Raw genomic sequence first — 25,471 nt, forward strand, 5'->3', positions numbered from 1 at the left:
AGAACGAGGAGACACGCCCTTGATGAAGACGCTGGTCGTCGCCGGACACGGCATGGTCGCGCACCGGCTCGTCGAAGCGGTGCGCGCGGACGATCTCGACGGCGCGTGGCGGGTGGTCGTGCTGGGTGAGGAAAACCGCCCAGCCTATGACCGCGTCGCGCTGACGTCCTATGTGGACAGTTGGGATCCCGCCAAGCTGGCGATGCCCGGCGCGGGCTACGAGGGCGACGAGCGCGTCGAACTCCGGCTCGGCGACCCGGTGGTCATCCTCGACCGTGCGCGCAAGACGGTCACCACCGCCGCCGGGTTCGCGCAGCCGTACGACGCGTTGGTGCTGGCCACCGGCTCGCGGCCGTTCGTGCCGCCGGTCAAAGGCCACGATCTGCCGGGCGTTTTCGTCTACCGGACCATCGAGGATCTCGACGCGATCCGGGAACGGGCCGCGAAGCCCGGCCGCGGCCGCCGCGCCGCGATGGTCGTCGGCGGTGGCTTGCTCGGTCTGGAGGCAGCGAAGGCGTTGCGGGACATGGGGATGTCGCCGCATGTGGTCGAAATGGGGCCACGCCTGATGCCGCTTCAGGTCGACGAAGGCGGCGGCGGGCTGTTGCGCAGGCTGATCACGGGACTCGACGTGACCGTCCACACGGGAACGTCGACTGACGCGATCGAGGCCGACGGCGACCGCCTGTTCGCCAGGCTGGGCAACGGAACCGAGCTGGACCTCGACCTCGTGGTGTTCTCCGCCGGTATCCGCCCGCGTGACGACCTGGCCCGTGAGTCCGGTTTGGACGTCGGGCAGCGCGGCGGGATCCTCGTCGACCGGAGCTGCCGCACCAGCGACGAGAACATCTACGCCATCGGTGAATGCGCCGCCGTCGAAGGCAAGGTCTACGGCATCGTCGCGCCGGGCTACGCGATGGCCGAGGTGGTCGCCGCGCAGCTCACCGGGCGGCAGGCGACCTTCCCCGAGCCGGACACCTCGACCAAGCTGAAGCTGATGGGCGTCGACGTGGCGAGCTTCGGCGACGCGCACGCGGCGACCGAGGGCGCGCTCGAGGTCGTCGTCAACGACGCGGTCGGCGGCACCTACAAGAAGCTCGTGGTCTCCGACGACACCAAGACACTGCTCGGCGGCGTGCTGGTCGGCGACGCGAGCGAGTACAACACCTTGCGCGCGCTCGTCGGCGAGCGACTGCCCGCCGACCCGGCCTCGATCATTTCGAGCGCGCCGGCTTCGGGCTCGGCGATCGGCGTCGACGCGCTGCCGGACGCCGCGCAGATCTGTTCCTGCAACGCGGTGACCAAGGGCGCGATCACGCACGCGATCGGCGAGGGCTGCGACTCGGTCGCCAAGGTCAAGGCGTGCACGCGGGCGGGCACCGCGTGTGGTTCCTGCGTGCCGCTGCTCGGCAAGCTGCTGACCGCGTGCGGCGTCGAGCAGTCGAAGGCGCTGTGCGAGCACTTCACGCAGTCGCGCGCCGAGCTGTTCGAGATCGTGCGCGCGACCAGGATCGACCGGTTCAGCGAGCTGATCCGCAAGCACGGCACGGGCGACGGCTGCGCGATCTGCAAGCCCGCGGTCGCGTCGATACTGGCCTCGCTCGGCAACGGGCACATCCTCGGCGGCGAGCAGGCCGGGCTGCAGGACACGAACGACCGGTACCTGGCGAACATGCAGCGCAACGGCACGTACTCGGTGGTGCCGCGGATTCCGGGCGGGGAGATCACGCCGGAGAAGCTGATCGTGATCGGCGAGGTCGCGCGTGATTTCGGGCTGTACACGAAGATCACCGGCGGGCAGCGGATCGACCTGTTCGGCGCGACCGTCGACCAGCTGCCGCAGATTTGGCGGCGGCTGGTGGACGCGGGGTTCGAATCCGGCCACGCGTACGGGAAAGCGTTGCGCACGGTCAAATCCTGCGTCGGTTCGACGTGGTGCCGGTACGGCGTGCAGGACAGCGTCGGCATGGCGATCGAGCTGGAGCTGCGCTACCGCGGCCTGCGCTCGCCGCACAAGCTCAAGTCCGCCGTTTCGGGCTGTGCGCGGGAATGCGCGGAGGCGCGCAGCAAGGACTTCGGCGTCATAGCCACCGAGAAGGGCTGGAACCTCTATGTGGGTGGCAATGGCGGCACCACGCCACGCCACGCCGACCTGATCGTGTCCGATGTGGACAGTAAGACGCTGATCAGGACGATCGACCGGTTCCTGATGTTCTACATCCGCACGGCCGACCGGCTGCAGCGCACCGCGCCGTGGATCGAGGAGCTCGACGGCGGGCTCGACCACCTGCGCGCGGTGATCGTCGACGACAGTCTCGGCATCTGCGCCGAACTGGACGCGGCGATGGCCGAGCACGTCGGCACCTACGCCGACGAGTGGCGCGGCGTGCTCGACGACCCCGAGAAGCTGGCGCGGTTCAGCTCGTTCGTCAACGCGCCCGGTGTGCCGGACCCGAGCATCTCCTTCCGCACCGAGCGGGAGCAGAAAGTCCCGGTCATGCTGGGCATTCCCGAGGTGGTGGGACGATGACCGTGTCCGTGGAGCGATCTTGGGTCGCCGTGTGCCCGTCGGGCGAGGTGCCCACCGGGTCGGGTGTCGCCGCGCTGCTGGCCGACGGCACCCAGGTGGCGATCTTCCGCACCGGCAAGGACTTCTTCGGTTTGTCCAATGTGGACCCGTTCAGTGGCGCCGCGGTGCTCTCGCGCGGGATCGTCGGCGACAGTTCCGGTGTCCCGGTGGTGGCGTCGCCGATCTACAAGCAGCAGTTCGACCTCGCGACGGGACGCTGTCTCGACGAGGACGGCGTGTCCGTGCCGACCTACCCCGTGCGCGTCGTCAACGGCGTGGTGCACGTGGGGTCGCCATGACGGCTGTGCTGCCACTGGCCGGCTTCTCGGTCGGCATCACCGCGGCGCGCCGGGCTGACGAGCTCGGCGCGTTGCTGGTACGCAAGGGCGCGACCGTCCGCTATGGACCGGCGATCCGGATCGTCCCGCTGTCGGACGACACCGAGCTGCACGCCGCGACCGCCCGCCTGCTGGCGGAGCGGCTCGATGCCGTGGTCGCCACCACCGGGATCGGGTTCCGCGGCTGGATCGAGGCGGCGGAAGGCTGGGGCATCGGCGAGGCGCTGCTCGACCGGCTCGCCCACGCGTCGGTGCTCGCGCGGGGCCCCAAGGCCAAGGGGGCCATCCGCGCGGCAGGCCTGTCCGAGGACTACTCGCCGGCGTCGGAGAGCAACGCGGAGCTGTTGCAGCATCTGCTCGCGTCCGGTGTGGACGGTCAGCGCATCGCGGTCCAGCTGCACGGCGAGCCGCTGCCGTACTTCGTGGACTCGCTGCGCGACGCGGGCGCCGAGGTGATCGAGATCCCGGTGTACCGCTGGGTCGGCCCCGCCGATCCAGGGCCGCTCGACAAACTGCTCGACGCCGTGCTCGACGGCTCGATCGACGCGATGCCGTTCACCAGCGCGCCCGCGGTCGCGAGCATGCTCGCGACCGCGAAACGGACCGCGCGGTTGCCCGGCTTGGTCGACGCGTTGACCCGCCGCGTCGTCGTGGCGTGCGTGGGCCCGATCACCGCGGCCCCGTTGGCGGCGCTGGGCATTCCGACCGTTCAGCCCGAGCGCGCGAGGATCGGCGCGCTGGCTCGGACGGTTTCGCAGGCTTTGGAAGCCAGGTCACCTCGGCTGCTCGTGGCAGGCAGGCGCATCGAGCTGCGTGGTCAAGCGGCCATTGTGGACGGTCAGTGGTGTGATGTGGCCCCGGCGCCGATGGCGTTGCTCCGGGTGCTCGCCGCCGAGCCCGGCCGGGTCATCTCACGGCGTGAGCTGATCTCGGCGCTGCCGTCCGGCGGCGAGGAGCACGCGGTCGAGACGGCCATCGGACGGCTCAGGACTTCTTTGGGAGAGGGAAAAGTGGTGCAGACCGTCGTGAAGCGGGGTTACCGCCTGGCCGTCGAGGCGGCTCGATGATCGTCCTCGCCGCGCACGGCACCCGCGACCCGGCAGGCGCCGAGATGACCGAACGGCTCGCCGCCCGCGTGCGCGCGCACGATGTCGAGGTGCGGGTGGCCTACGCCGACGTGCGGGCCCCGGACGTGACGACCGTGCTGCGCGCCGTGCGTGAGCCCGCCGTGGTCGTGCCCGCGTTCTTGGCGGCCGGGTATCACGTGCGGACCGACGTGCCGGCGCAGGTCGAGGCGAGCGGTCATCCGGACGTGCTGATCGCGCGGCCGTTCGGTCCCGCGCCCGAGCTGATCGAGGTGCTGCGTACTCGTCTGCTCGAAGCCGGATACGCGCCCGGCGACGCGGTGGTCCTCGCCGCCGCGGGCTCCAGCGACCGCCGCGCGCTCGCCGACGTCGACGTGGCCGCGCACGCGCTGGCCGTCCGGCTCGGCGTGCCGGTGCGGGTCGGGTTCGCGGCCACGGCGTCGCCTTCGGTGGCCGAAGTCGTCGCCGGGCTGCCCGGACGCGTCGCGGTGGCTTCGTGGCTGCTGGCGCCCGGACTGTTCCAGCGTCGCGTCGGTGCTTCCGGTGCCGATGTGGTCGCCGAGCCGCTCGGGGACCATGACCTGATCGCCGATTTGGTACGGCGGCGCTATCACTCGGTCCGGCACGCGCGGGTCGCCTAGCGCCTTTTCGTCCAGGACACGGCTAGGCCGAACGGCGCAACTTCCGATCGAGAGGCAACCGATCGAGGGTCTCAACCCTATATATCGGTGCCCACTCACCATCGGAGGAGCCAGTGCGAAAACTCTTGTCCCTGCTCACCGTGGGGATCGCCGTGCTCGCGGTCCCGCCGGCGCTCGCGGATCCCGGCTTGCCGACGGACACGGTCCTGCTGCCCACCGGCGACGAGGTCGTCATCAGGGTGGCGCCGGATGGCAGGGAGGTCACCGAGGTGCGGCCCGCGATGACCAAGGGGGTCGCCGCGACGCTCGTCCACCTGAGGCTTGGGGGCAGGACCTTCGAGGTGCCCGCGACCGCGTTGCCGTATCTCGGCCGTGGACTGGAGCTCGCCGACTTCGACATCCACGCCAAGCCGAAGACGACCGACACCAAGGCGGCCAAGGAGTTCGGCAAGGCGCTCGCGAAGCAGTACGCCGAGGACCGCGCGCGTGGCGGCTTCGGCGGGCAGGGCCTGTTCGCGGGTAAGGCGCCGAAGCGGGTCGCGGTCAAGTCGCCGATGCGAACGGTCTCCTTGGACGCGCTGGGCCCGGATGGCAAACCGGCGAACGAAGGTGTCGCGTTCCTGTACAACGTCGACAACGCCGATCTGCTGGACTTCGACGAGCAGGTCAACTACTTCGACGGTGGCACCGCGAAGTTCAGCGCGCCGGATGGGCGCTACAGCGCGTTGGGTTTGTTCGTCAGCACCGATGCCGAGGACAACGTCACCGGCGCGCGGTTCGTCAGCCAGCCTGAATTCGCGGTCGGCGTCGACACGACCGTTCGCGTCGACGCGACGCGCGCGACCAGCAAGGTCGACTGGGTGACGCCGCGAGCGTCGCTGTTGGCCGACAACGGGTTCTACTTCCGGAGGGCCGCGACCGTCGGGACCGCTCAGGTCGTCGACGTGAGCGCGGGGCCCGCGCCGATCTGGGTCGCGCCGAGCACCCGGCCCGTTCGCGTCGGCGCGCTGCAGACCTATCCGCACACCCGGCTGATCTCGGCGCCCGCGCCGGGCGTGCCGTACGAGTACCAGTTGCAGAAGGCCGCGACCGGTGTCATTCCGCAGCAGCGCTACGTCGTCAAGGCGAGCGAACTCGCGACCGTGAACGCGAGCTACTACTCGGAATTCGGCCTGACCGGGATCCGCCAGCGCGCCGGGATGTACTCGTTCCAGGAGAGCGGCAGCGGGGGCAGTCACCCGATCACGCTGCCGAGGAAACAGACCGAATACGTCTCGACGGGGACCGATCTCGGCTGGTTCGGCGGGCTCGCCAAGTACAGCCAGACCGGGGCAGGCGGGTTCCAGGCCTGGTACGGCGGGCAGTACGAGTCGTGGCATCGCTACCTGGCGGGGCAGACGCTGACCGAGGACTGGAACAAGTTCCCGTTGCATCCGGCGGGCGCGTTCAGCCTGGTCGACGACAAGTCGAACTTCACCGTCGCGCCGGTGACCAGGGACGGCGACCTGCTCCGGCTCGAACTCACGCCGTTCAGCGACAACCAGCCTGGGCACACCGGGATGGGCTTCTACGGCGAACCTCGTGACGGCATCGGCGGCTCGTACCGGCTGACGCAGGACGACACGACGCTCGTCGAAGGGTACGCCGGTGGCGGCGTCGACCTTCGGTTCGAGCAGGCACTCGACCCCAAGCCGTCGACGCTCAAACTCGCGCTCGACGCCTACCGCTATGGGCCGAACTACGCGCTTTCCACGGATACGCGTACCGAATGGACGTGGCCGTCGAAGCACGTCGAGGGCGCGACGCTGCCCGGTTCGCTCGTCTGCACGTCCCCCAAGGGGCAGCCGGCGAACCGCGCGTGCGCGGCGGAACCGTTGCTGACGCTGAACTACGCGGTCGGCGGGCTCGGTGTGGACGGCCGGGTGCCGAACGGGGCGCAGAGCGTCGGCCTCACCGTCGGGCATCTGCAGTCGGCGGCGACGAGCCCGATCACCGGCGCGACCGTCCAGTTCTCGCTCGACGACGGCGCGAACTGGCAGGACGCGACCGTCACCGCGAACGGCGACGGCAAGTTCACCGCGGCCTTCGCGGCGTCGTTCCCCGGTTTCAACGGCGGCTACGTGTCGCTGAAGGTGACCGCGGCCGACTCGGCGGGCGGGGCGATCTCGGAGACGGTCACGCGCGCTTACAAAGTGCTGTCCTAGTGGCCATTCGGTCGAGGTGGCCTGGGCCGAACGGGCCAATTTCGCTTGCCGGGCAACGTTCACCGGCCCCTCGACCGTGAGTTCGTTGCCGACTCACACTGGGAGGTATGAGTGCGTAGGTCCTTGTCCATCCTTTCCGCGCTGGTCGCGGGCGGTGCACTGCTCACCGCCGCGCCCGCGACCGCCGAGCCCGAAGCACCACCGGCCGACACCGTCCTGCTGCCGACCGGCGACCGGGTGGTGATCCACACTTCGCCGGACGGCACCGAGTTCACCGAGGTCAGACCCGCGGCAGACAAGGGCATCGCCCGGTCGTTCGTCCATCTCAAGACCGGCGGCAAGTCGTTCGAGATCCCGGCGACCGCGTTGCCGTACCTCGGCAACGGCCTCGATCTGAATCTGTTCGACGTGCACGCGCTGGCCAAGGCCGAGCGGGACGGCCGCGTGCCGATCGAAGGCAGGGCGAGCCTGGACGCCGACGCGGCCAAGGCGTTCGGCGCCGCGCTCGCCAAGCAATACGCCGAAGACAAGGCACGCGGCAGTTTCGGCGGGCGAGGCCTGTTCGCCGACGGCGCGTTGCGGCTGCCCGGCGTGGCAGCGCCGAAGGCCAAGACGAATTCGGTCATGCGGACGCTCAAGTTCGCCGCGAACGGTCCGGACGGCAAGCCCGCCAACGGCACTTCGGTGCTGCTCTACAACGTCGACAACGGTGATCTGCTCGACTACCGAGAAGCGTACGGCCGCTTCGAGAACGGCGAGGTGCGGTTCAGCGTGCCGGAGGGGCACTACAGCGCGCTGGCGATCCACTACGTGTCCGACGCCGAAAACAACGAGCTCGGTGACTACGTCGTGGCCCAGCCTGAAATCACCGTGGCCAAGGACATGACGGTCCGGATGGACGCGTCGAAGGCGAACAGCAAGGTCGAATGGGTGACGCCCAGGCCTTCGCTGTTGTCCAACAACGGCTTCTTCTACCGGCGCGCGGCGAAGATCGGCAGTGGCTCGTCGCTGGGCATGGACACCGCGCCGGGCGTCCCGGTGTGGGTTTCGCCGTCGCTGAAGCCGGTCACGATCGGCGAGCTGCAGAGCTACGCGCAGACCAGGCTCGTCTCGCCGCCGGGTCCCGCGTACGAGTACTACCTGATGAAGCCGACGCACGGATTCATTCCCCGGCAGCGCTACGTCGTGACCGACCAGGACATCGCGACCGTCAACGCTTCGTACTACTCGGACTATCAGACGGTCGGCCTGCGGTTGCGCGCGCCGATGTTCGCGTTCCAGAAGGAAGGCGGCGGCGGGCCGACCCAGTCGATCGTGCTGCCTGCCAGGCAGACCGAATACGTCTCGGCGGCGCCCGATCTGCGCTGGTTCGGTTTCCTCGCCAAATACACGGAATCGTCGAGCGGGTACCCGACCGAGCGCGGCATGCTGGACGAGTCGAACCATCGCTACACCGCGGGCCGAACGGTCACCGAGGAGTGGAACAAGTACCCGTTGCATCCGACCGGCTCGGTCAGCCAGGTCGCGCCCGACGACAGTTCGATCCGAACGGTCCCGCCCGCGCTGCGTGCGGGCGACCGGTTGAAGGTCGATATCGTCCCGTTCGGCGACAACCAGCCGGGGCACAAGGCATTCCGTTACCTGGGCGATCCGCGCGACACGGTCAGCGGGCAGTACACGCTGACCCAGAACGGGACCAAGATCGCCGAGGGTGACCAGAGCTCCGTGCTCGGGATGCAACTGGACCAGAACGTCGACCCGGCGCCGTCGACGTTCCAGCTGAGCCTCGACGCGAGCCGGATCGGGCCGATGTACACCCTCGCCACGACCTCGCACACCGAATGGACGTGGAAGTCACAGCACGTCGACGGCGCGACGCTGCCCGGCGCGTTCGTCTGCACGAGTGGCACGCAGGACCGGGCGTGCGCGGTGGAACCGTTGCTGACACTGGGTTATTCGGTCGGGAACCTGAGCCTGGCCGGGCGCACCCAGGCCGGGCCGCAGTACGTCGATCTCACCGTCGGGCATCTGCAGCAGGCCACCGCCAGCGCGATCACGAGCGTGACCACGCAGTTCTCCCTCGACGACGGGGCGACCTGGGCGGACGCGGCCACCACCGGGCAGGACGGGAAGTTCCGCGCCGCGTTCACCGCGTCGTTCCCGGACTTCAGGGGCGGCTTCGTGTCGCTGCGGGTGACCGCGCGCGACGAGGCGGGCGGCGCCATCACCGAAACGATCACGCGCGCGTTCCAGGTCGCGCGCTGAAAACCGTGCTGACTGAAACTCAAGGGGAATCATGAAACGTGTTCTTTGTGCGTTTTTCGCGGTGATCGCGGGGCTGTCGGCGGCGACGGGCACCGCGACCGGCGCACCGGCCGCCCGTGCGGCCTGTCCCGACGGCAAACCGGGCCACGTGCGTTGTTTGACGTCGTACGCACCCGCCGTCCGCGGTCTCGCCGACGCGCCGTCCGGCTGGGGAGCCCCGGATCTCGCCTCGGCGTACCGGCTTCCCGCGAGCGGCGGCGCCGACACGCTGGTCGCGATCTCGATCGCTTACGACGCGCCGAATCTGGAGCAGGATCTCAACACCTACCGCGCGCAGTTCGGCATGCCCGAATGCACCACCGCGAACGGCTGCTTCCGCAAGGTCAACCAGCGCGGCGACGCCGGCCCGTTGCCCGTGTTCGAGCGTGGCTGGGCGATCGAGTCGACCTTGGACGTCTCGATGGTGTCGGCCGCGTGCCCGACGTGCCGGATCCTGGTGGTCGAGGCCGACGATCCGCAGCTGGGCAACATGGCGGCGACCGTCGACACGGCCGTCCGTCTCGGTGCGAAGGTCGTGTCGAACAGCTACGGCGGCAAGGAAAACGGCTCCGCGATGGCGCTTGCGAAGAGCTACGCGCACGCGGGCACGACGATCGTCGCGGCTTCCGGCGACAGCGGGTTCACCGCGGCCAGCTTCCCGGCGTCGCTGAGCTCGGTCGTGGCCGTCGGCGGGACGACGTTGGCGCGTGACGAGTCCTCACCTCGCGGCTGGGCAGAGACCGTGTGGCAGGGCAGCGGCAGCGCCTGCTCGGCCTACGTCGCGAAACCGCGCTGGCAGAAGGACAAGAACTGCGCCAAGCGCACGGTCGCGGACGTCGCGGCGGTCGCCGAGACACTCGCGATCCACGTCGCCGACGTCGGCGGCTGGGTCACCGTCGACGGCACCAGCGCGTCGGCGCCGTTCATCGCCGGGCTCTACGGCCGGACCGGTCATTTCGGCACACCTGGCGACCTTTATGGACGCACGGGCTTCTTCGACGTGGTCACCGGCAACAACGACCCGAGGCTGGGCGGCGCCAAATGCGGCGGCGACTACCTGTGCGTCGCGAAGCCCGGCTACGACGCCCCGACCGGGGTGGGCACACCCGACGGGCTGGCCGCCTTCTGACGATGGGGCTCGTGAGTGTTTAGACCGGTTAGAACCGGCCGTACCACTCACGACCGGCTGCCCGATCCGCCTTGGCACGTGACAAGGGTCGCCCTTGCAACGCTCTGGGTGACAAGGGCCGCCCTTGTCACCCAGACCGCGGCCCGGGTGAGTGGGAAACGGGGCGTTCAACGCTTACAAACGCACTAACCCAGCGCATACAAGCCACGTTCATTCCCCTGAGCGTGACAAGCGCCCCGCCCATGCGTGCCGCTGAGCGTCCCGATTCTTCCCTTCATCGAGCCAGGTCAGGAGGGGATAAAGCCCGCTAAACTCCGCACCGCCAAGCCACAATCGCGGCTAGAAGGTGACCTTCACGTCCGCGAAGCCGCGGGCGGTCGCGATACGCGAGGCTTCCTCGCGGGCGGCTTCGCGTGCGGCGGGCGGGAGCGTCTCAAAGGGACTGATGTCGAAGTCGAGCCGCTTCCGCCCGGCCGCCTTCGCGCGCCAGGTGCCCGCGATCTCGCCGTCGGCCAGCACGACGCCGGGGTTGCCCAGCATCCGCCAGACCTCTTTCTGCCGTGCGCGATCCGGCACCAGTATCGCCCGGTCCCGCGCCTGCAGCAGTGGGTCCCAGGACGGCAGCAGCCGGACGAGATCCGGTTCCGGCGGGTTCTCCAGCTCGGAAACCCGTTCCGGTGGAAGGAACGCGGGCTTTCCTTCCACCCGCACCTCGGTCAGGTCGTCCGGCCACGTGTTCTTGACGGTGCCCGCGGTCGTGCCCGCGAACCCGGCCGCGTCCGCGCGCGTTCCCGGGCCGTTGACGTGCAGGTACCGGCGCACGACGGCGGTCGCGGCCGCGAGGTCGGCTTTGGTGCTGACCGGTTTGCGGCCTTCGAGCGGCGCGAGGACGGCCGGCGTCGCGTCGGGCTCCAGGCGGATACCGCCGTGCAGGGACGAGATCCGGAAGAGCTGCTCCAGGATGTGCACGACCTGGCAGCCGCGGCAGTAATACGTCAGGCCTTCGGGGATCAGCTTGGTGACGGCCGTGCTCGCGTCGCCTTTCGCGGTCGGCTTCGGGATGGCCTTGCGCATCGCGCGGGCGGCGATGAACAGGGTGTCGAGCGCGGGGATCGCCGCCGCCTCGACCATCTTGCGGTTCCAGCCCATCCTGGCCATCGCGTCGGCCTCGTCGATCGGGACCAGCGCGCGTGTCAGCTCCGGCAGGTCCTCGCGGCGATGGAAGTGCTGGGCGCCACGGTGCGACCAGACGAGCGCGAACCGGTCGTCCTGGGTGAACGACTCGCCCGTGAGCGGCGCCGCGAGTCGCGCGACGAGCGCGTGCAACGCCGTGTCGCGGCTGCTGTCCTGCACACCCAGGTCGAACACGGCCAGTTTCGCCGCGTCTTTTTCGTCGCGGTGCAGGCCCTGCGCCGCGATCCGGTACGCCATGACCTGCGCGCGATCCATTTCCAGCACTTCGGTGACTCCCTAGAGCGAGTACTCGAACGTGTAGGACATCGTCTGCGAGTCCGTCGAGCCCACGGTGCCGGACGCCTCGCCGCCGCCGCTCAGCCCGGCGAGTTCGCCGGTGCCCGAGCCGGGCACGACCGTCCAGCTGCCGTGGACGCCTTTGAGGTCGAAACCTACCTCGTGGCGGATGACGAAGCTGCCCGCGCGACCGTCCACAGTGCCTTCGATGCGTTCGAGGCCCGGCGATGTGGTGCCTCGGCCGTCGAAGCCTTCGCCGGGGTAGAAGAGCAGGTAGTCGCACACGGATTCGCCCTCGATGACACCCGTGTAGGTGAACGTGACGTGCGCGTGCGCGACCCGGGGCGAGCCTTCGGTCCCGCTGACGATCTTCTCGTCCCAGTTCTTCGGCGTGAAAGTGTTCATGCGGATCACTGTGCCGGGCATACCTGTCAGCTTGTGTCAGGTTTTACTGCCAGAATGAGCGTATGCGAGCGAGCAGGCTGCTTTCGGTCCTTCTCCTGCTGCAGAACCGTGGCCGGATGACGGCCGACGAGCTGGCGGCGGAGCTCGAGGTGTCCGTCCGCACGGTTTACCGTGACATCGACGCGCTGTCGGCCTCCGGCGTGCCCGTCTACGCCGACCGTGGCCGCACCGGCGGCTACCAGCTCGTCGACGGCTACCGCACGCGGCTCACCGGGATGACCGAGGAAGAGGCGCAATCGCTTTCGCTGGCCGGTCTCCCGGTCGCGGCGGCCGAATTGGGCCTCGGCACGGTGCTCGCGGCCGCCCAGCTCAAGCTCTACGCGGCGCTGCCCGCCGAGTTGCGCAGCCGCGCCGGCAAGGTCGCCGAGCGCTTCTACCTGGACGTGCCGGGCTGGCATCGCGGCATCGAAAGCCTGCCGCATCTCTCCGCGATCGCCGAAGCCGTCTGGCAGAGCAAGCGTTTGCGCGTCCGCTACGAGAAGTGGGGACAGCGCGTCGTCGACCGCACCCTGCTGCCGCTCGGCCTGATCTTGAAGGCGGGCAATTGGTACCTCGCGGGCCGCTGCGACGGCAGCGACCGCATGTATCGCGTCTCGCGGATCCGCGAAGTCGAGGAAATGGACCCGTTCGAACGACCGGCCGACTTCGATCTCGCGTCGACCTGGCGGGAATGGTCCGAACAGTTCGAGCGCCGGATGTTCCCGCGGGTCGCGCTGGTCGCCATGTCGCCGCGCGCGCAGGCGCTGGCCGGGTTCTACTGCGGTGCGGTCGGCGAACGCGCGGTCCGTGAAGCGCGGGCTTCGCGCGAGCCGGACGCCGACGGCTGGCTGCTCGTGGACCTGCCGGTCGAGAGCGGCGAACCCGCGCTGGGTGAGCTGCTGCGCTTCGGCAGTCATCTGCGAGTGTTGGCACCGGCCGACCTGGCCGACCAGGTCGCGCGGGAGATCAGGGAGATGGGCGCGTCATATGGCTGAGCTGACCGGAGTGACCATCGGCATCACGGCCGAGCGCCGGGCGGACGAGTTCATCGCCGCGCTCGAACGCAAAGGCGCCACGGTCCGGCACGCGCCGACCATTCGCATCGTCCCGCTGCCCGATGACGCCTTGCTGCGCGCCGCCACCGCCGAAGTGCTGTCGGGCGTCGACTACACGGTCATCACGACCGGCGCGGGCTTCCGGGGCTGGGCCGACGCGGCGGACGGCTGGAGCCTGGATCTCGTCCCGGTCCTGGGTCGCTCCCGGATCTTCGCGCGCGGTCCGAAGGCGGTCGGCGCGGTGCGTGGCCGAGGCCTGACCGAGCACTGGTCGGCGGCGTCCGAGACGAACGCCGAGTTGTTCGCTGGCCTGGTCGACACGGGTGTTTCCGGCGCGCGGGTGGCGGTCCAGCTGCACGGCGGCCCGCTGCCGGAGTTCACCGGGCAGCTGCTCGACGCGGGCGCCTCGGTCATCGAAGCGCAGCCGTACCGCTGGCTCTGGCCGGAGGACCTTTCGCCCGCGCACCGGTTGCTCGACGGCGTTCTCGCGGGCGAAGTGGGCGCATTGGCCTTCACAAGCGCACCCGCGGCGAAGAACCTGCTCACCTTGGCGAGCGATTCGGGCCGGTTGGACGCGCTCGTGGACGCCTTGCGCGGCGACGTCGTCTGCGCCTGCGTCGGACCGGTCACGGCGGCGCCGCTGGCCGAGCTGGGCATCCCGACCCTGCAGCCGGAGCGTCAGCGCCTGGGCGCACTCGTGAAACTGCTCGCCTCCGCGTTGGGGTCGTGAGTGGTATGACCGGTTAGAACCGGCCATACCACTCACGAGCCCTACCAGAGACCGCCCTCGGGTTCCTCCGTCTTCCAGCGGTAAACCCGCAGGTCCACCCGTTGATCGTTGGCCAGCACGCCTTCGGCGCGCAGCAGTTCCAGCTGCTCGTGGGCCAGGTGCGGCGCGGGAGTGCCGTTCGCGCGGAGGATGCGGTGCCAGGGCAGGTCGTGGCCGTCCTCGGCGAGGATCCGGCCGATCAGGCGGGGTGAAGGGGCGCCGGATGCGTCGGCGATGTCACCGTATGTGGCCACTTTGCCCGCGGGGACGGACAAGATGACCGTGCGCACGCGTTCGTGCAGCTCGTCGTCCATATTCACACTTTGCCGTGTGGCGCGCGCGGGCCGGGCGGGTGGGCATGGTTCCATCCAAGGATGCGCGGATCGACGGTTCAGGCGGGGGCGCGGCTCGTCCGCGTGCCCGCCGGTGCGCGTCGTGAACTCGTCTGGGACGAACAGGCGCGCCGGGTGCTGGCCGGGCCCGACGGGTACAAGCGGGTGCTGGGCGGGCCGGGCACCGGCAAGACGACGCTGCTCGCGGCGGCCGCCGCCGCCCGGATCGCGGCGGGCGCCGATCCGGAGAGCCTGCTCCTGCTGACGGCCTCGCGGCGCGCGGCGGAGTCGTTGCGCGCGCAGATCACGCGCATGGTCACCACCGAGCACACGATCCGCGAACCCATCGTGCGCACCGTGCACTCGTACGCGTTCGCGTTGCTGCGGCAGCAGGCGCAGGCCGACGGGCTGCCGACGCCCCGGCTGCTGTCCGGCGCCGAGCAGGACGTCGTCGTGCGTGAACTGCTCGTCGGCGACCTCGAGAACGGCGCGCCTGACTGGCCGGAGACACTGCAGCCCGCGCTGGCCGTGCCAGGGTTCGCCGAGGAGCTGCGTGACCTGCTGCTGCGTGCCGCCGAGCGCGGGCTCGGCCCCGAAGACCTGATCAAGCTCGGCCGCCAGCAACACCGCGAGGAGTGGGTGGCCGCCGGGAAGTTCTGGCGCCAGTACGAAGAGGTCACCCTGCTTTCGGCCGGTGGCGGCAACGCGCTCGGCCTGCCCAGCGCGCCCGCGATGGACGCCGCCGAGCTGGTCGCGTCGGCGCTGGTCGCGCTCGAGGACGACCACGAGCTGATGGAACGCGAGCAGGCCCGCGTGCGGCACCTGTTCGTCGACGACGCCCAGCATCTCGACCCGCTGCAGTTCCGGCTGCTGCGTACGGTCGGTTCCACCGCAGGCGAGTTCGTCGTCGCGGGCGATCCCGACCAGTCGGTCTTCTCCTTCCGCGGTGCGGACCCGTCGCTGCTGACCATGGACGACCAGTCCGGTGACCGCACCGTCCGGCTGATGACCAGCCACCGGCTCGGCGGCAACGTGCATGCCGCCGTCTCGCGGCTCACCGGCACGCTGACCGGTGTCGGCAAGCATCGCCGGTTCACGACCAAGCCCGGCGCGCTGCCCGGACAGGTCAAGATCAGGCTCATGCCGACGCCCGCCGCGGAGGCGAGCTGGATCGCCGACCAGCTGCGCCGCGCGCATCTCATCGACGGGGTGCCGTGGTCGGAGATGGCCGTGCTCGTCCGCTCGCCGGCGCGTACTTTCCTTGTCCTGCAACGGGCTTTGCGCGCGACGGGGGTGCCGATCGGGTCGGCGATGGAAGAGCTCCCGCTCGCGAAACAGCCAGCGGTGCGTCCGCTGCTCATCGCGTTGCGGCTCGCGGCCAACCCGGAACTGCTCGATGTCGACCTCGCCGAGCTGCTGCTCTCGTCGCCGCTGGGCGGCGCCGACCCGCTGGCGCTACGGCGGCTGCGGCGTGGTCTTCGGCGGCTGGAGACCGCGGGCGGCGGTCAGCGGTCGAGTGACGATCTGCTGGTGGAAGTGTTGCGGGGCAACGACATCCTCGCCGGTCTCGGTGACGCCGAGGCGGTGCCGGTCCGTCGCGTCGGCGGGCTGCTGCACGCGGCGCACAAATCGGTGCGCTCGGGCGCCGGTGTCGAGCAGGTGCTGTGGGAGCTGTGGCAGGCGAGCGGCCTGGAGTCGCGGCTGACCCGGCTCGCGGATCGCGGCGGCTCGCTCGGCATGCAGGCGGACCGCGACCTCGATGCGATCGTCGCGCTCTTCGACGCGGCCGGGCGCTACGCCGACAGGCTCCCGAAGTCGAGCGTCGCCGCGTTCGCGGAATACCTTGGCTCACAACACATCGCGGGCGACAGCCTCGCCCCGCGCGCGGCGCGTGGCGAGGGTGTTTCACTGCTGACCGCGCACGGCGCGGCCGGTCGCGAATGGACGGTCGTGTCCGTCGCCGGTGTCCAGGAGGGCAGCTGGCCGGACCTGCGGCTGCGCGGATCCCTTCTGGGCGTGGAAAGACTCGTCGACCTGCTGTCCGGAGTGGACGGCAAGGCGTCGATGATCGCACCGATCCTGGCCGAGGAACGACGGCTGTTCTACGTCGCGGCGAGCCGGGCCAGGCGCACGCTGCTGGTGAGCGCGGTCGCCGGGGAAGACGAGCAGCCGTCGCGGTTCCTCGACGAGCTGGAGGAGGCGGGCGACGAGTCGAAGGACATGCGCACCAAGCCTCCCGGCCGGTCGCTGGTGCTGGCCGAGCTGGTCGGCGAGCTGCGCCGCGTCGTCTGCGACGAAGGATCCGAGCCGGTCCGGCGCGACCGGGCCGCGCGCCAGCTCGCGAAACTCGCCGCCGCCGGTGTTCCCGGCGCGCATCCCGGCACCTGGTACGGGCTCGCCGAACCGTCGACCGACCAGCCGCTGCACGGCCCAGGCGACCTGGTCAAGATCTCGCCGTCCACTGTGGACATCCTGACCCGATGTCCGTTGCGCTGGCTCATCGAACGGCACGGCGGCAGTGATCCCGCGCAGCTCGCGGCCGTCACCGGCACCCTGGTGCACGGGCTCGCGCAGGCCGCGGCGGGCGGACTGGACGACGAGCAGCTCAAGACCGCGCTGGACGAGGCTTGGGCCAAAGTGGACGCCGGCGCGCCCTGGTTCTCACGCAGGGAACGCCGTCGCGTCGAGCAGATGCTGCGCAACTTCATCGCGTGGCTGCGCCAAAGCCGCGCGCAGCTCAAGGAAGCCGGTGTCGAGCAGGACATCGAAGTCGAGCTGCCGCAAGGCGACGGCGAGACGCGGGTGCTGCTGCGCGGCCGCGTCGACCGGGTCGAGGTGGACGCCGAAGGGCGGCCGGTGATCGTCGACATCAAGACCGGCAAGGTCCCGGTGACCGCCGCGGACGCGGAACTGCACCCGCAGCTCGCCGCGTACCAGCTGGCCGTGCTGCTCGGCGCGTTCGAGGGCAAGGCCGAGCCGGGTGGCGCGAAACTCGTCTACGTCGCCAAGGCCAACAACAAAACCGGTTCCACGCAACGGGATCAGCCGCCGATGACGCCGGAGGGCGGCGGGCAGTGGCTGGAGCTCGTGCACAAGGCGGCCGCCGACGCGGCCGGTCCCGCCTATGAGGCCAACGAGAACTCCGACTGCGATCGGTGCCCGGCGCGCGGTTCGTGCCCCTTGCGTCCCGAGGGGCGGCAGGTGACCGAGTAGTGCGCACCACGGGGTGGGTCTCACCCGCCGACATCGCCGAAGCGCTCGGCCTGCACCGGCCGACGCCGGAGCAGTCGGACGTGATCGCCGCACCGGTCGAACCGGCGCTGGTCGTCGCGGGCGCGGGCGCGGGCAAGACCGAGACGATGGCCGCGCGCGTGGTGTGGCTGGTGGCCAACGGCATCGTCACGCCCGAGCGCGTGCTGGGCCTGACGTTCACCCGCAAGGCCGCGCGGCAGCTCGCCGAGCGCGTGCGCGCGCGGCTGAAAAGGCTTGCCGGATCAGGACTTCTGCAGCGGATCGACCCCGGCGGCGCGCGGCAGGCCGCCGTGCTCGCCGGTGAGCCGACCGTGCTCACGTATCACGCCTACGCTGGGCGCCTGCTCGGCGAGCACGGGCTCCGGCTGCCCGTCCAGCCGGGCGTGCGGCTGTTGTCGGAGACCGCGTCCTGGCAGCTGGCGCATCGCGTGGTGTCCACTTGGGACCACGACCTCGACACCGACCGGGTGCCGTCGTCGGTCACCGCACAGGTGCTCTCGCTGGCCGGTGAACTGGGTGAGCATCTGGTCGAGATCGGTCAGCTCGGCGACTACACGCGCTGGCTGTGCGAAGTCATCGAGAACGCGCCGCGCGCCAAGGGGCAGCGTGCCGCGTTGCCGCAGAAGCTGGCGGAAATCATTGCCGCGCAACGCTTCCGTCTGGCTTTGCTGCCGCTGGTCGAGGGCTACCATCACCGCAAGCGCGCGGAGGGCGCGCTCGACTTCGCCGACCAGATGTCGCTGGCCGCGCAGCTCGCGTCGAGCCATCCCGAAGTCGTCACCGGTGAGCGTGACCGGTACGGCGCGGTGCTGCTCGACGAGTACCAGGACACCGGGCACGCGCAGCGAGTGCTGCTGCGGTCGCTGTTCGGCATGGGGGAGCGGCCGCCGCTGCCGGTGACCGCGGTCGGCGACCCGGCGCAGGCGATCTACGGCTGGCGCGGCGCCAGCGCGGCCAACCTGCCGCGCTTCACCACGGACTTCCCGCGTGTCGAGGACAAGAAGTTGTTGCCTGCGCACGAATACGGGCTGCTGACCAGCTTCCGCAACCCGGCCGCGATCCTCACACTCGCCAACGCGATCTCGGAACCGTTGCGCGCCAAGGGACTCGGCGTCGAGCGGCTGCGCGCACGAGACGGCGCGCCGCCCGCCGACATCGCGTGCGCGTTGCTCCCCGACGTGCGCGCCGAGCGCGTGTGGGTCGCCGACGCGCTCGCGCAGCGCTGGTACGCGCACCAGGACGAGCACGGCACGCCGCCGACGGCCGCCGTGCTCGTGCGGCGCCGCGCCGACATGGCGCCGATCGCGGCCGAACTGCGGGCGCGCGGGCTGCCGGTCGAGGTGGTCGGGCTCGGCGGGCTGCTGGACGAACCCGAGGTCGCGGACCTGGTCAGCACGTTGCGCGTGCTCGCGGACCCGCTCGCCGGTACGGCGGCCGCCCGGCTGCTCACCGGCGCGCGGTGGCGGATCGCGGCCGCCGACCTGGCCGCGCTGTGGCGGCGCGCGAACCAGCTGTCCAACCCCGGCCAGCAGCAGGCGAAAGACGAGGTCGTGCTCTACACCGAGCGCGCGGAGCAGGCCGGTCTCGTCGACGCGATCGACGATCCCGGCCATCCGGGGCAGTACTCGGCCGACGGGTTCCGGCGGATCCAGCGCATCGCGCAGGAACTGTCGATGCTGCGCCGCCGTCTCGACCAGTCGCTGCCCGAACTCGTCGCCGACGTCGAACGGACGCTGCTGCTGGACGTCGAGTCACTGGCCAGGCCCGGCGCGGCCGGGCGGGTGCATCTGGACGCGTTCGCGGACGTCGTCACCGACTACGCGGAGGCCTCGCCGACGGCGACCCTGCTGTCCTTTGTGGACTACCTGAACACGGCGGCGCACGCCGAAGACGGGCTCACCCCGGGCGAGGTCGAGGTGGTGCCGGACCGGGTGCAGGTGCTGACCGGGCACTCGGCCAAAGGGCTCGAATGGGAGATCGTGGCCGTGCCGCATCTGGTGCAGGACACGTTCCCGAGCAAACGGCGCTCGTCGTCGTGGCTGCGCACGGTCACCGCGCTGCCCGCGGTGCTGCGCGGCGACGCGCAGGACCTGCCCGAGCTCCGCGTCGCCGACGGCTACGACCGCAAGGAAGTGCTGGAAGGCCTTGAGCTGCACGAGGAAGGCTTCGCCGAGCGCGAGGCCGAGGAGGAGCGGCGGCTCTGTTACGTCGCGCTGACCCGGTCCGAGCGGGCGTTGCTGGTCTCCGGGCATTGGTGGAACGAGACGAGCAACCGGCCGAAGGGGCCGTCGACGTTCCTGACGGAAATCCTGGCCGTGCTTGAGGAAACGGCCGACGGCGTGATCGCGGAATGGGCCGGCGAGCCCGACCCCGACGACGAGAACCCGCTGGTCACCGATTCACGCAAGGTGGTGTGGCCGGTCGACCCGCTCGGCGTGCGGCGCGAGCCGGTGGCCAACGGCGTCGAACTCGTGCTGGCCGCCATGTCCGATGCCGAGGACCCTGACGACCCCGACGTGCCCGCCGAGGAGGAAGACGACCCGGACGGCTGGATCACCGACACGCAGGTGCTGCTCGCGGAGCGGGCGCGCGCGGCAGCGAACGTCCGCGAGGTCACGCTGCCCGACCACCTCTCGGTGAGCCAGCTCGTCGAACTCGCGTCGGACGCGGAAGGCCTCGCGCGGCGGCTGCGTCGGCCGCTTCCCTTGGCGCCCAACACCTTCGCGCGCCGCGGCACCGCGTTCCACGGCTGGCTGGAGCACCGGTTCGGCGGCGGGCGGCTGTTCGAGATCGACGACCTGCCCGGCGCGGCCGACGCGGACGAGGCCGACGACAGCGAGCTCATCGCGCTGCAGGAGGCGTTCGAGGCGAGCGCGTGGGCGGCGCGGATGCCGGTCGACGTCGAGGTCCCGTTCTCCACCGATCTCGACGGCGTGACCGTGCGCGGGCGGATGGACGCGGTGTTCCAGGAGCCCGACGGCACGTGGACGGTCGTCGACTGGAAGACCGGCGCGGTGCCCGACGGCGAGAAACTGCGGCCGCTGGCGGTGCAGCTCACCGCGTATCGGCTGGCGTGGGCTGCTTTGCGCGGTGTCGAGCCGTCGCAGGTGCGCGCGGCCTTCCACTACGTGAAGCACGACCGGACGGTCTGGCCGGAGGATCTGCTCGACGCCGAAGGCCTGCGCGAACTCCTGCGCAGCGTTCCCGCGGCCGAGTCTTAGGCGTTGTCGCGGACCTTCAATGCCCAGGCGATGAGCGGCCACTGCACCGGCAGCCGCGCGTAGGCGACGGCGCGCTCCTTGCCCTTGGCGTCCAGCGCCTGCTTGACGTTGGCGGGGAACACGCCGAGGAACATCAGCGCCGCGGCGAGCCCGCCGAGTTTGCGTGTCTTCGGCACCGCGATCGACGTGGCGACGGCCAATTCGACCACTCCGGACGCGTGCGTCCACTGCCGCGGTGAGCCGGGGAGTTCCTTCGGCACCATCGTGTCGAAGAACTTGGGGCGCGCGAAATGCATGACACCGGCGAGGCCGAGGAACGCGGCCAGGAACGCGGCGGGACGCTGAGACGACATGCCCCAGAGCAAAGCACATCCGCGGGCGGTGACCTGACATCCGATTGTGCAATTCTCCGGTGGCGAATCAGCGCTGTACGAATCGTGCGGTTCGGATAGCATGCGCGGCGTGAGTGATGCTGATCATCGGCCAGATCATGAACTCGTCGGCGTGATCAGGATGCCCGAGACGACGGTCAGCCCGTTGCGGTCGATCGTCAAGCGCATCATCGGCGCGCTGCTGGCGCTGCTCGCCACGGTGCTGATCGTCTACATCGACCGCGACGGGTACCGCGACGCCAACGGCGACGGGCTCACCTTCCTCGACTGCCTGTACTACTCGACGGTCTCGCTGTCGACCACCGGCTACGGTGACATCGCGCCTGCCACCGAGACGGCGCGGCTGGTCAACGTCCTCGTCATCACCCCATTGCGCGTGCTGTTCCTCATCGTGCTGGTCGGCACGACCCTGGAAGTGCTGACCGAACGGTCCCGGCAGGCGTTCAAGATCCAGAAGTGGAGGTCGAAGGTGGAGGACCACGTCGTGGTCGTCGGATTCGGCACCAAGGGCCGGTCCGCGGTGAACACGCTGCTGGGCGACGAGAGCCTGCCGCCGAACCACATCGTGGTCGTCGACACCGACCAGCAGGCGCTCGACGCGGCCAGCGCGCTCGGCCTGGTCACCGTGCACGGCTCCGCCACCCGCTCCGACGTGCTCCGCGTCGCCGGCGTGCAGCGCGCGCGTGCCGTGGTCGTCGCGCCGAACCGGGACGACACCGCGGTGCTGGTCACGCTGACCGCCCGCGAGATCGCGCCCAACTCGCACATCGTGGCCTCGGTGCGCGAGGCCGAGAACGTCCACCTGCTGAAGCAGTCCGGCGCGAACCAGGTCGTGGTGTCCAGCGAGACCGCGGGCCGCCTGCTCGGCATGGCGACCTCGACACCACTGGTGGTCGACATGGTCGAGGACCTGCTCACCCCCGAGTCCGGCCTCGCGATCGCCGAGCGCTCGGTCGAGCCGAGCGAGGTCGGCGGATCACCCCGGCACCTGTCCGACATCGTCCTCGGCGTGGTCCGCGACGGCGAGCTCTACCGCGTCGACGCGCCCCAGGCCGACGCCATCGAGCACGGTGACCGGCTGCTTTACGTCAAGAAGGTGACGTTCGCCGACAAGATCGAGCGGTGACCGGCCCGGCTGGGTTTTGCCGCTGCCATCTGGAACCATGGCTGATGTGCGGCGATCGGAACCACTCAGAAACGCGGTCGTGCCGCGTTGGACACCCTTCGCCGTCGCGGGCGCGCTCGCCGTCTTGGTCGTCATCGCCTCATGGTTCGCCGGGCCAGGCCTCTTCGCGCTGACCGGTGATGTCAAAGGCGTCGTCGTCGAGGCCGAGATCACCGGGCCCGCCCCGTGCACCGGCCCGTCCCCGCACGAGGCCGTGCGCATCCCGCAGGGCGGCCACACCCTCGACGCCACGCTGACCGCGTGCGGCCACAACCAGGGCGAGAAGGTCAAGGTCCTGCTGCCGGACGACCACACCGGCAAGCTCACGGTCGACCCCGCCGAGTTCGTCACCGGCGCCAACGACCTGGTCCGGCCCGCCGGGCTCGCCCTGCTCACCCTGAGCTGTGCCGCCGGCGCCTTCTTCGCCCACCTGCTGCAGCGGGTCCCCGCCCGCCGCTAGCCCCGGGAAAAATCCCAATGCGGCATTCGTCAGTTTTCAGACCCCCAATGTGGCTTTCGTCAGCTCGAAGCTGACGAAAGCCACATTGGGATTTTTTGTCAGGAGACGGCTGACGTGGGGGCCGAGAAGGTGTTGCAGTCGACGATCCGGTCACTCTTGGCGCCTGCCCGCCACCAGGCCGCGTAGTGCGCGTTGGTGCCGTGGTCCCGGCTGCCCGAGGTGTTGTCGCCGCGCGTCTCCTGGTCGTTCCAGGCCTTGTCGAACATGTCCTTGGTCAGCGAGCCGCCCTGGTCGACGTGCGCGCCCAGGAACATCCCCGAGAAGCACTGCGCCTGCAGCTCCTTGCGCCGCGACATCTCGAGCCCGGCCGGGCTGTTCGGGCCGACCTCGTAGATCTTCTGCCAGGCCGCGTCCATCAGCCCGGCGACCTCTTGCACGTGGTGGCCGTACTCGTGCGCGAACAGCGCCAGGTAGACGCCGGGGTTGTTGCCGTACTGGTCGGTCTGGAGCCCGCGGAACGGCACGTAGAGGTTGTTCTCGCAGTAGTAGGCGGCCGTCGCGATGCCGACCTGGATGGTGCCGCATTCGGTGTCGAAGCTCGGCCCGGTCGGGAAATGCAGCGCGGGCGGCGAGAACGGCAGGTGGTAGTACTCGAGGAACGGGCCCCACGCCGCGTCGAGGCAGCGGCTGGCGGCGGTGAAGAACTGTTCGGCCGCGTTCTGGTTGCTCTGCCACGCCGGCAGGTTGCAGACGCGGTTCTTCAGCCCGGCCGCCGGGTCCTGCAGGATCGGGTGATCGGCGAGCTTGAGGATCTTCTGCTGCTCGGGCTGCTGCGTCGGGCTCGGCTTGCTGACCGACGCCGACGGGCTGGCTGGCGACGAGAGCGTGGTGGGCGGCGGTTTCTGCGGCGGCGGGGTGGGCGCCGGGCTGCTGCTGAACCCGGCCGCGGCGACGTTGCCGTTGTCGTCGCGGTTGAGCGCGACGATCGCCACCAGGCCGAGCACGAGCACGGCGACCGCGCTCAGCGCGATCACCACTATCGCCAGCGGCGACTTCTTCCTCGGCGGTGGCGGCGGCCCCTGGAACCAGGGCCCGCCTTGCTGACGGCTCGGCGCCGGAGGCGGCTGGACCGCGCCGGAAGGCGGCCAGGTGCCGTGGGGCGGTTGCGTCATCGATGCGGTCCCGTGGGGGTCTCGGTGGACACGGGCCGGGGCTGCCGGCACGGTCCAGCATAACTAGCCTGACCCGAGTTGAGTGTCTGTCAGGTCGGGCCGGTGGTGGCTCGCTGGTCAGCGCTCTGCAAGAGTGTGCGCAAGCATTGTCTGAGGGGCTAGGGGTTGCGATGAGCCAGAGCGGTGGACCGTCCGTGCCGGAAGAACCGGACGCGCCGACACCGAGCCAGGGGATTCCGCGTCACGAACCGAGCGGTTTCATCCAGCCCGCGAAGTCCTCGGACACCCCGGCCGAGCCGTCTGCCGACGCCACGGCCGAGCAGCCCGCCGGTGGTTTCGTGCCGCCGGTGTCGCCCGAGCAGCCCGCGGGCGCATCCGCGCCTGAGCAGCCGACCGGCGGTTCCGTGCCGCCGCCAGCGCCCCAGCAGCCGTACGGCGGCTTCGGATCGCCGTCCCAGCAGCCGCCCGGTGGCTTCGTGCCGCCGTCCGCGCCGGCGCCGCAGCCCGCTTACGCGCCGGCGCCCAGCCTGCCACCCCAGTGGAACCCGCAGGGCTACGGCAAGCCCGGCGTGGTGCCGCTGCGCCCGCTGAACCTCGGCGAGATCCTCGACGGCGCGATCACCATCATCCGCCGCTACCCGGGCCAGGTGCTCGGCGCGTCGGCGGTCATCGCGATCATCAGCGCCGTGCTGAACTTCGGCACCGCGTACCTGCTCGCGGACAACATCGTCAACGTCGAGCCGCTCGGCCCGGCGGCGACCGACGACCAGCGCCTCGACCAGATGTGGAGCATCCTGGGCCCGACGTTCGCGTCGCTGGCCGTCGTACTGCTCATCACCCTGCTCATGCACGCGGTCCTGCAGGGCTACCTGACGACCATCGCGGGCAAGGCGGTGCTCGGCAGGCCGGTCTCGGCCAAGGAGGCCATCTCCGAGGTCGGGCCGCGGATCCCGCAGCTGGTGGTCGTCGGGCTGCTCTACGGCCTGATGTGCGTGGTCGGCGTGTTCTTCTGCCTGATCGGCGTACTGGTCCCGTGGACGTTCTTCGCGCTGGCCTCGGCCGCGCTGGTCCTCGAGCGCGGCACGATCATGGAGTCGCTGCGCCGCTCCGGGCGGCTGGTCAGCAAGGCCTTCTGGCGGGTGCTGGGCTTCCTGCTGGTCGCGTTCCTGATCAGCGCGGTGCTGAGCGCCATCATCCAGATCCCGTTCGAGCTCGGCGCGGGTGGCACGCTCGGCAGGCTCTTCGGCTTCTCGGCGCCGCACATCCCGACGACCGGCGACCTGATCCTCCAGTCGGCGGGCGCCGTGCTCGTGGAAACGCTGATCACGCCGTTCTCGGCGCTGGTGATCGTGCTGATCTACGTCGACCTGCGGATGCGGCAGGAAGGCATGGACATCGATCTGGCGCGAGCGGCCGGAACGGCCCCGCAGTACCCGCAGCAACCGCCCGCGCCGCCCCAGCAGTGGTGA

19 protein-coding genes are annotated in these 25,471 nt (G+C 70.4%); 14 read left to right on the forward strand and 5 right to left on the reverse strand.

Annotation, left to right across the window (positions count from 1 at the left end; genetic code table 11):
* Positions 1–22 precede the first annotated feature (22 nt).
* The 7 genes from nirB to AB5J62_RS04625 all read left to right on the forward strand — a co-directional run bounded on the left by nirB (position 23) and on the right by AB5J62_RS04625 (position 10,270).
* Complete coding sequence (nirB, locus tag AB5J62_RS04595; protein WP_370946857.1) at positions 23–2,530, forward strand: nitrite reductase large subunit NirB; 2,508 nt, start codon at positions 23–25, stop codon at positions 2,528–2,530.
* Positions 2,527–2,868, forward strand: a complete 342-nt coding sequence (nirD, locus tag AB5J62_RS04600; RefSeq protein ID WP_370946858.1) for a nitrite reductase small subunit NirD — start codon at positions 2,527–2,529, stop codon at positions 2,866–2,868. Before nirB ends, nirD begins: the two co-directional genes overlap by 4 nt.
* A complete protein-coding gene (locus AB5J62_RS04605; RefSeq protein WP_370946859.1) occupies positions 2,865–3,974 on the forward strand; it encodes a uroporphyrinogen-III synthase in 1,110 nt (369 codons plus the stop codon). Before nirD ends, AB5J62_RS04605 begins: the two co-directional genes overlap by 4 nt.
* A complete protein-coding gene (locus AB5J62_RS04610; protein WP_370946860.1) occupies positions 3,971–4,633 on the forward strand; it encodes a sirohydrochlorin chelatase in 663 nt (220 codons plus the stop codon). The genes AB5J62_RS04605 and AB5J62_RS04610 overlap by 4 nt, the downstream gene beginning before the upstream one ends.
* Before the next feature lie 113 nt (positions 4,634–4,746).
* Positions 4,747–6,837: a hypothetical protein gene (locus AB5J62_RS04615; RefSeq protein ID WP_370946861.1), complete on the forward strand. Its 2,091-nt coding sequence runs from the start codon at positions 4,747–4,749 to the stop codon at positions 6,835–6,837.
* A gap of 111 nt (positions 6,838–6,948) precedes the next feature.
* Complete coding sequence (locus AB5J62_RS04620) at positions 6,949–9,102, forward strand: hypothetical protein (RefSeq protein WP_370946862.1); 2,154 nt, start codon at positions 6,949–6,951, stop codon at positions 9,100–9,102.
* Positions 9,103–9,133: 31 nt separating this feature from the next.
* Positions 9,134–10,270: a S8 family serine peptidase gene (locus tag AB5J62_RS04625; RefSeq protein WP_370946863.1), complete on the forward strand. Its 1,137-nt coding sequence runs from the start codon at positions 9,134–9,136 to the stop codon at positions 10,268–10,270.
* 339 nt (positions 10,271–10,609) lie between these two features.
* Here the strand turns inward: AB5J62_RS04625 and AB5J62_RS04630 are convergent, their stop codons facing one another.
* Positions 10,610–11,728 (reverse strand): DNA glycosylase AlkZ-like family protein, encoded by a 1,119-nt coding sequence (locus tag AB5J62_RS04630; protein ID WP_370946864.1) that lies wholly within the window; start codon positions 11,726–11,728, stop codon positions 10,610–10,612.
* A gap of 12 nt (positions 11,729–11,740) precedes the next feature.
* A complete protein-coding gene (locus AB5J62_RS04635; RefSeq protein WP_370946865.1) occupies positions 11,741–12,145 on the reverse strand; it encodes a DUF3224 domain-containing protein in 405 nt (134 codons plus the stop codon).
* Positions 12,146–12,207: 62 nt separating this feature from the next.
* Here AB5J62_RS04635 and AB5J62_RS04640 point away from each other — a divergent pair, with 62 nt between their 5' ends.
* Positions 12,208–13,179, forward strand: coding sequence for a helix-turn-helix transcriptional regulator (locus tag AB5J62_RS04640; RefSeq protein WP_370946866.1), 972 nt, complete (start codon positions 12,208–12,210; stop codon positions 13,177–13,179).
* The gene (locus AB5J62_RS04645) at positions 13,172–13,969 is read left to right on the forward strand and encodes a uroporphyrinogen-III synthase (RefSeq protein WP_370946867.1); all 798 of its coding nucleotides are present in this window, start codon (positions 13,172–13,174) and stop codon (positions 13,967–13,969) included. The genes AB5J62_RS04640 and AB5J62_RS04645 overlap by 8 nt, the downstream gene beginning before the upstream one ends.
* Positions 13,970–14,010: 41 nt before the next feature.
* Here AB5J62_RS04645 and AB5J62_RS04650 read toward each other — a convergent pair whose 3' ends face one another.
* Complete coding sequence (locus AB5J62_RS04650) at positions 14,011–14,322, reverse strand: MGMT family protein (RefSeq protein ID WP_091299348.1); 312 nt, start codon at positions 14,320–14,322, stop codon at positions 14,011–14,013.
* A gap of 60 nt (positions 14,323–14,382) precedes the next feature.
* Here AB5J62_RS04650 and AB5J62_RS04655 point away from each other — a divergent pair, with 60 nt between their 5' ends.
* Together AB5J62_RS04655 and AB5J62_RS04660 are read left to right on the forward strand one after the other, a co-directional pair.
* On the forward strand, positions 14,383–17,553 hold the full coding sequence (locus tag AB5J62_RS04655) for an ATP-dependent helicase (RefSeq protein ID WP_370946868.1): 3,171 nt from the start codon (positions 14,383–14,385) through the stop codon (positions 17,551–17,553).
* Positions 17,553–20,813, forward strand: coding sequence for an ATP-dependent helicase (locus AB5J62_RS04660; RefSeq protein ID WP_370946869.1), 3,261 nt, complete (start codon positions 17,553–17,555; stop codon positions 20,811–20,813). Before AB5J62_RS04655 ends, AB5J62_RS04660 begins: the two co-directional genes overlap by 1 nt.
* Here AB5J62_RS04660 and AB5J62_RS04665 read toward each other — a convergent pair.
* Positions 20,810–21,166 (reverse strand): DoxX family protein, encoded by a 357-nt coding sequence (locus AB5J62_RS04665; protein ID WP_370946870.1) that lies wholly within the window; start codon positions 21,164–21,166, stop codon positions 20,810–20,812. The two genes, AB5J62_RS04660 and AB5J62_RS04665, sit on opposite strands and share 4 nt — an antisense overlap.
* 160 nt (positions 21,167–21,326) lie before the next feature.
* On the opposite strand from AB5J62_RS04665, the gene AB5J62_RS04670 reads away from it, so the two are divergent.
* On the forward strand, positions 21,327–22,331 hold the full coding sequence (locus AB5J62_RS04670; RefSeq protein ID WP_370950181.1) for a TrkA family potassium uptake protein: 1,005 nt from the start codon (positions 21,327–21,329) through the stop codon (positions 22,329–22,331).
* Between the two features lie 79 nt (positions 22,332–22,410).
* Positions 22,411–22,830, forward strand: a complete 420-nt coding sequence (locus AB5J62_RS04675; protein WP_370946871.1) for a hypothetical protein — start codon at positions 22,411–22,413, stop codon at positions 22,828–22,830.
* A gap of 98 nt (positions 22,831–22,928) precedes the next feature.
* Here the strand turns inward: AB5J62_RS04675 and AB5J62_RS04680 are convergent, their stop codons facing one another.
* On the reverse strand, positions 22,929–24,002 hold the full coding sequence (locus AB5J62_RS04680; protein WP_370946872.1) for a neutral zinc metallopeptidase: 1,074 nt from the start codon (positions 24,000–24,002) through the stop codon (positions 22,929–22,931).
* A 170-nt stretch (positions 24,003–24,172) separates the two neighbouring features.
* Between AB5J62_RS04680 and AB5J62_RS04685 the strand changes: the two genes are divergently transcribed.
* Complete coding sequence (locus AB5J62_RS04685; protein WP_370946873.1) at positions 24,173–25,471, forward strand: hypothetical protein; 1,299 nt, start codon at positions 24,173–24,175, stop codon at positions 25,469–25,471.

Origin of the sequence: Amycolatopsis sp. cg5 (assembly GCF_041346955.1) — a bacterium.
Classification (GTDB): Bacteria; Actinomycetota; Actinomycetes; order Mycobacteriales; family Pseudonocardiaceae; genus Amycolatopsis.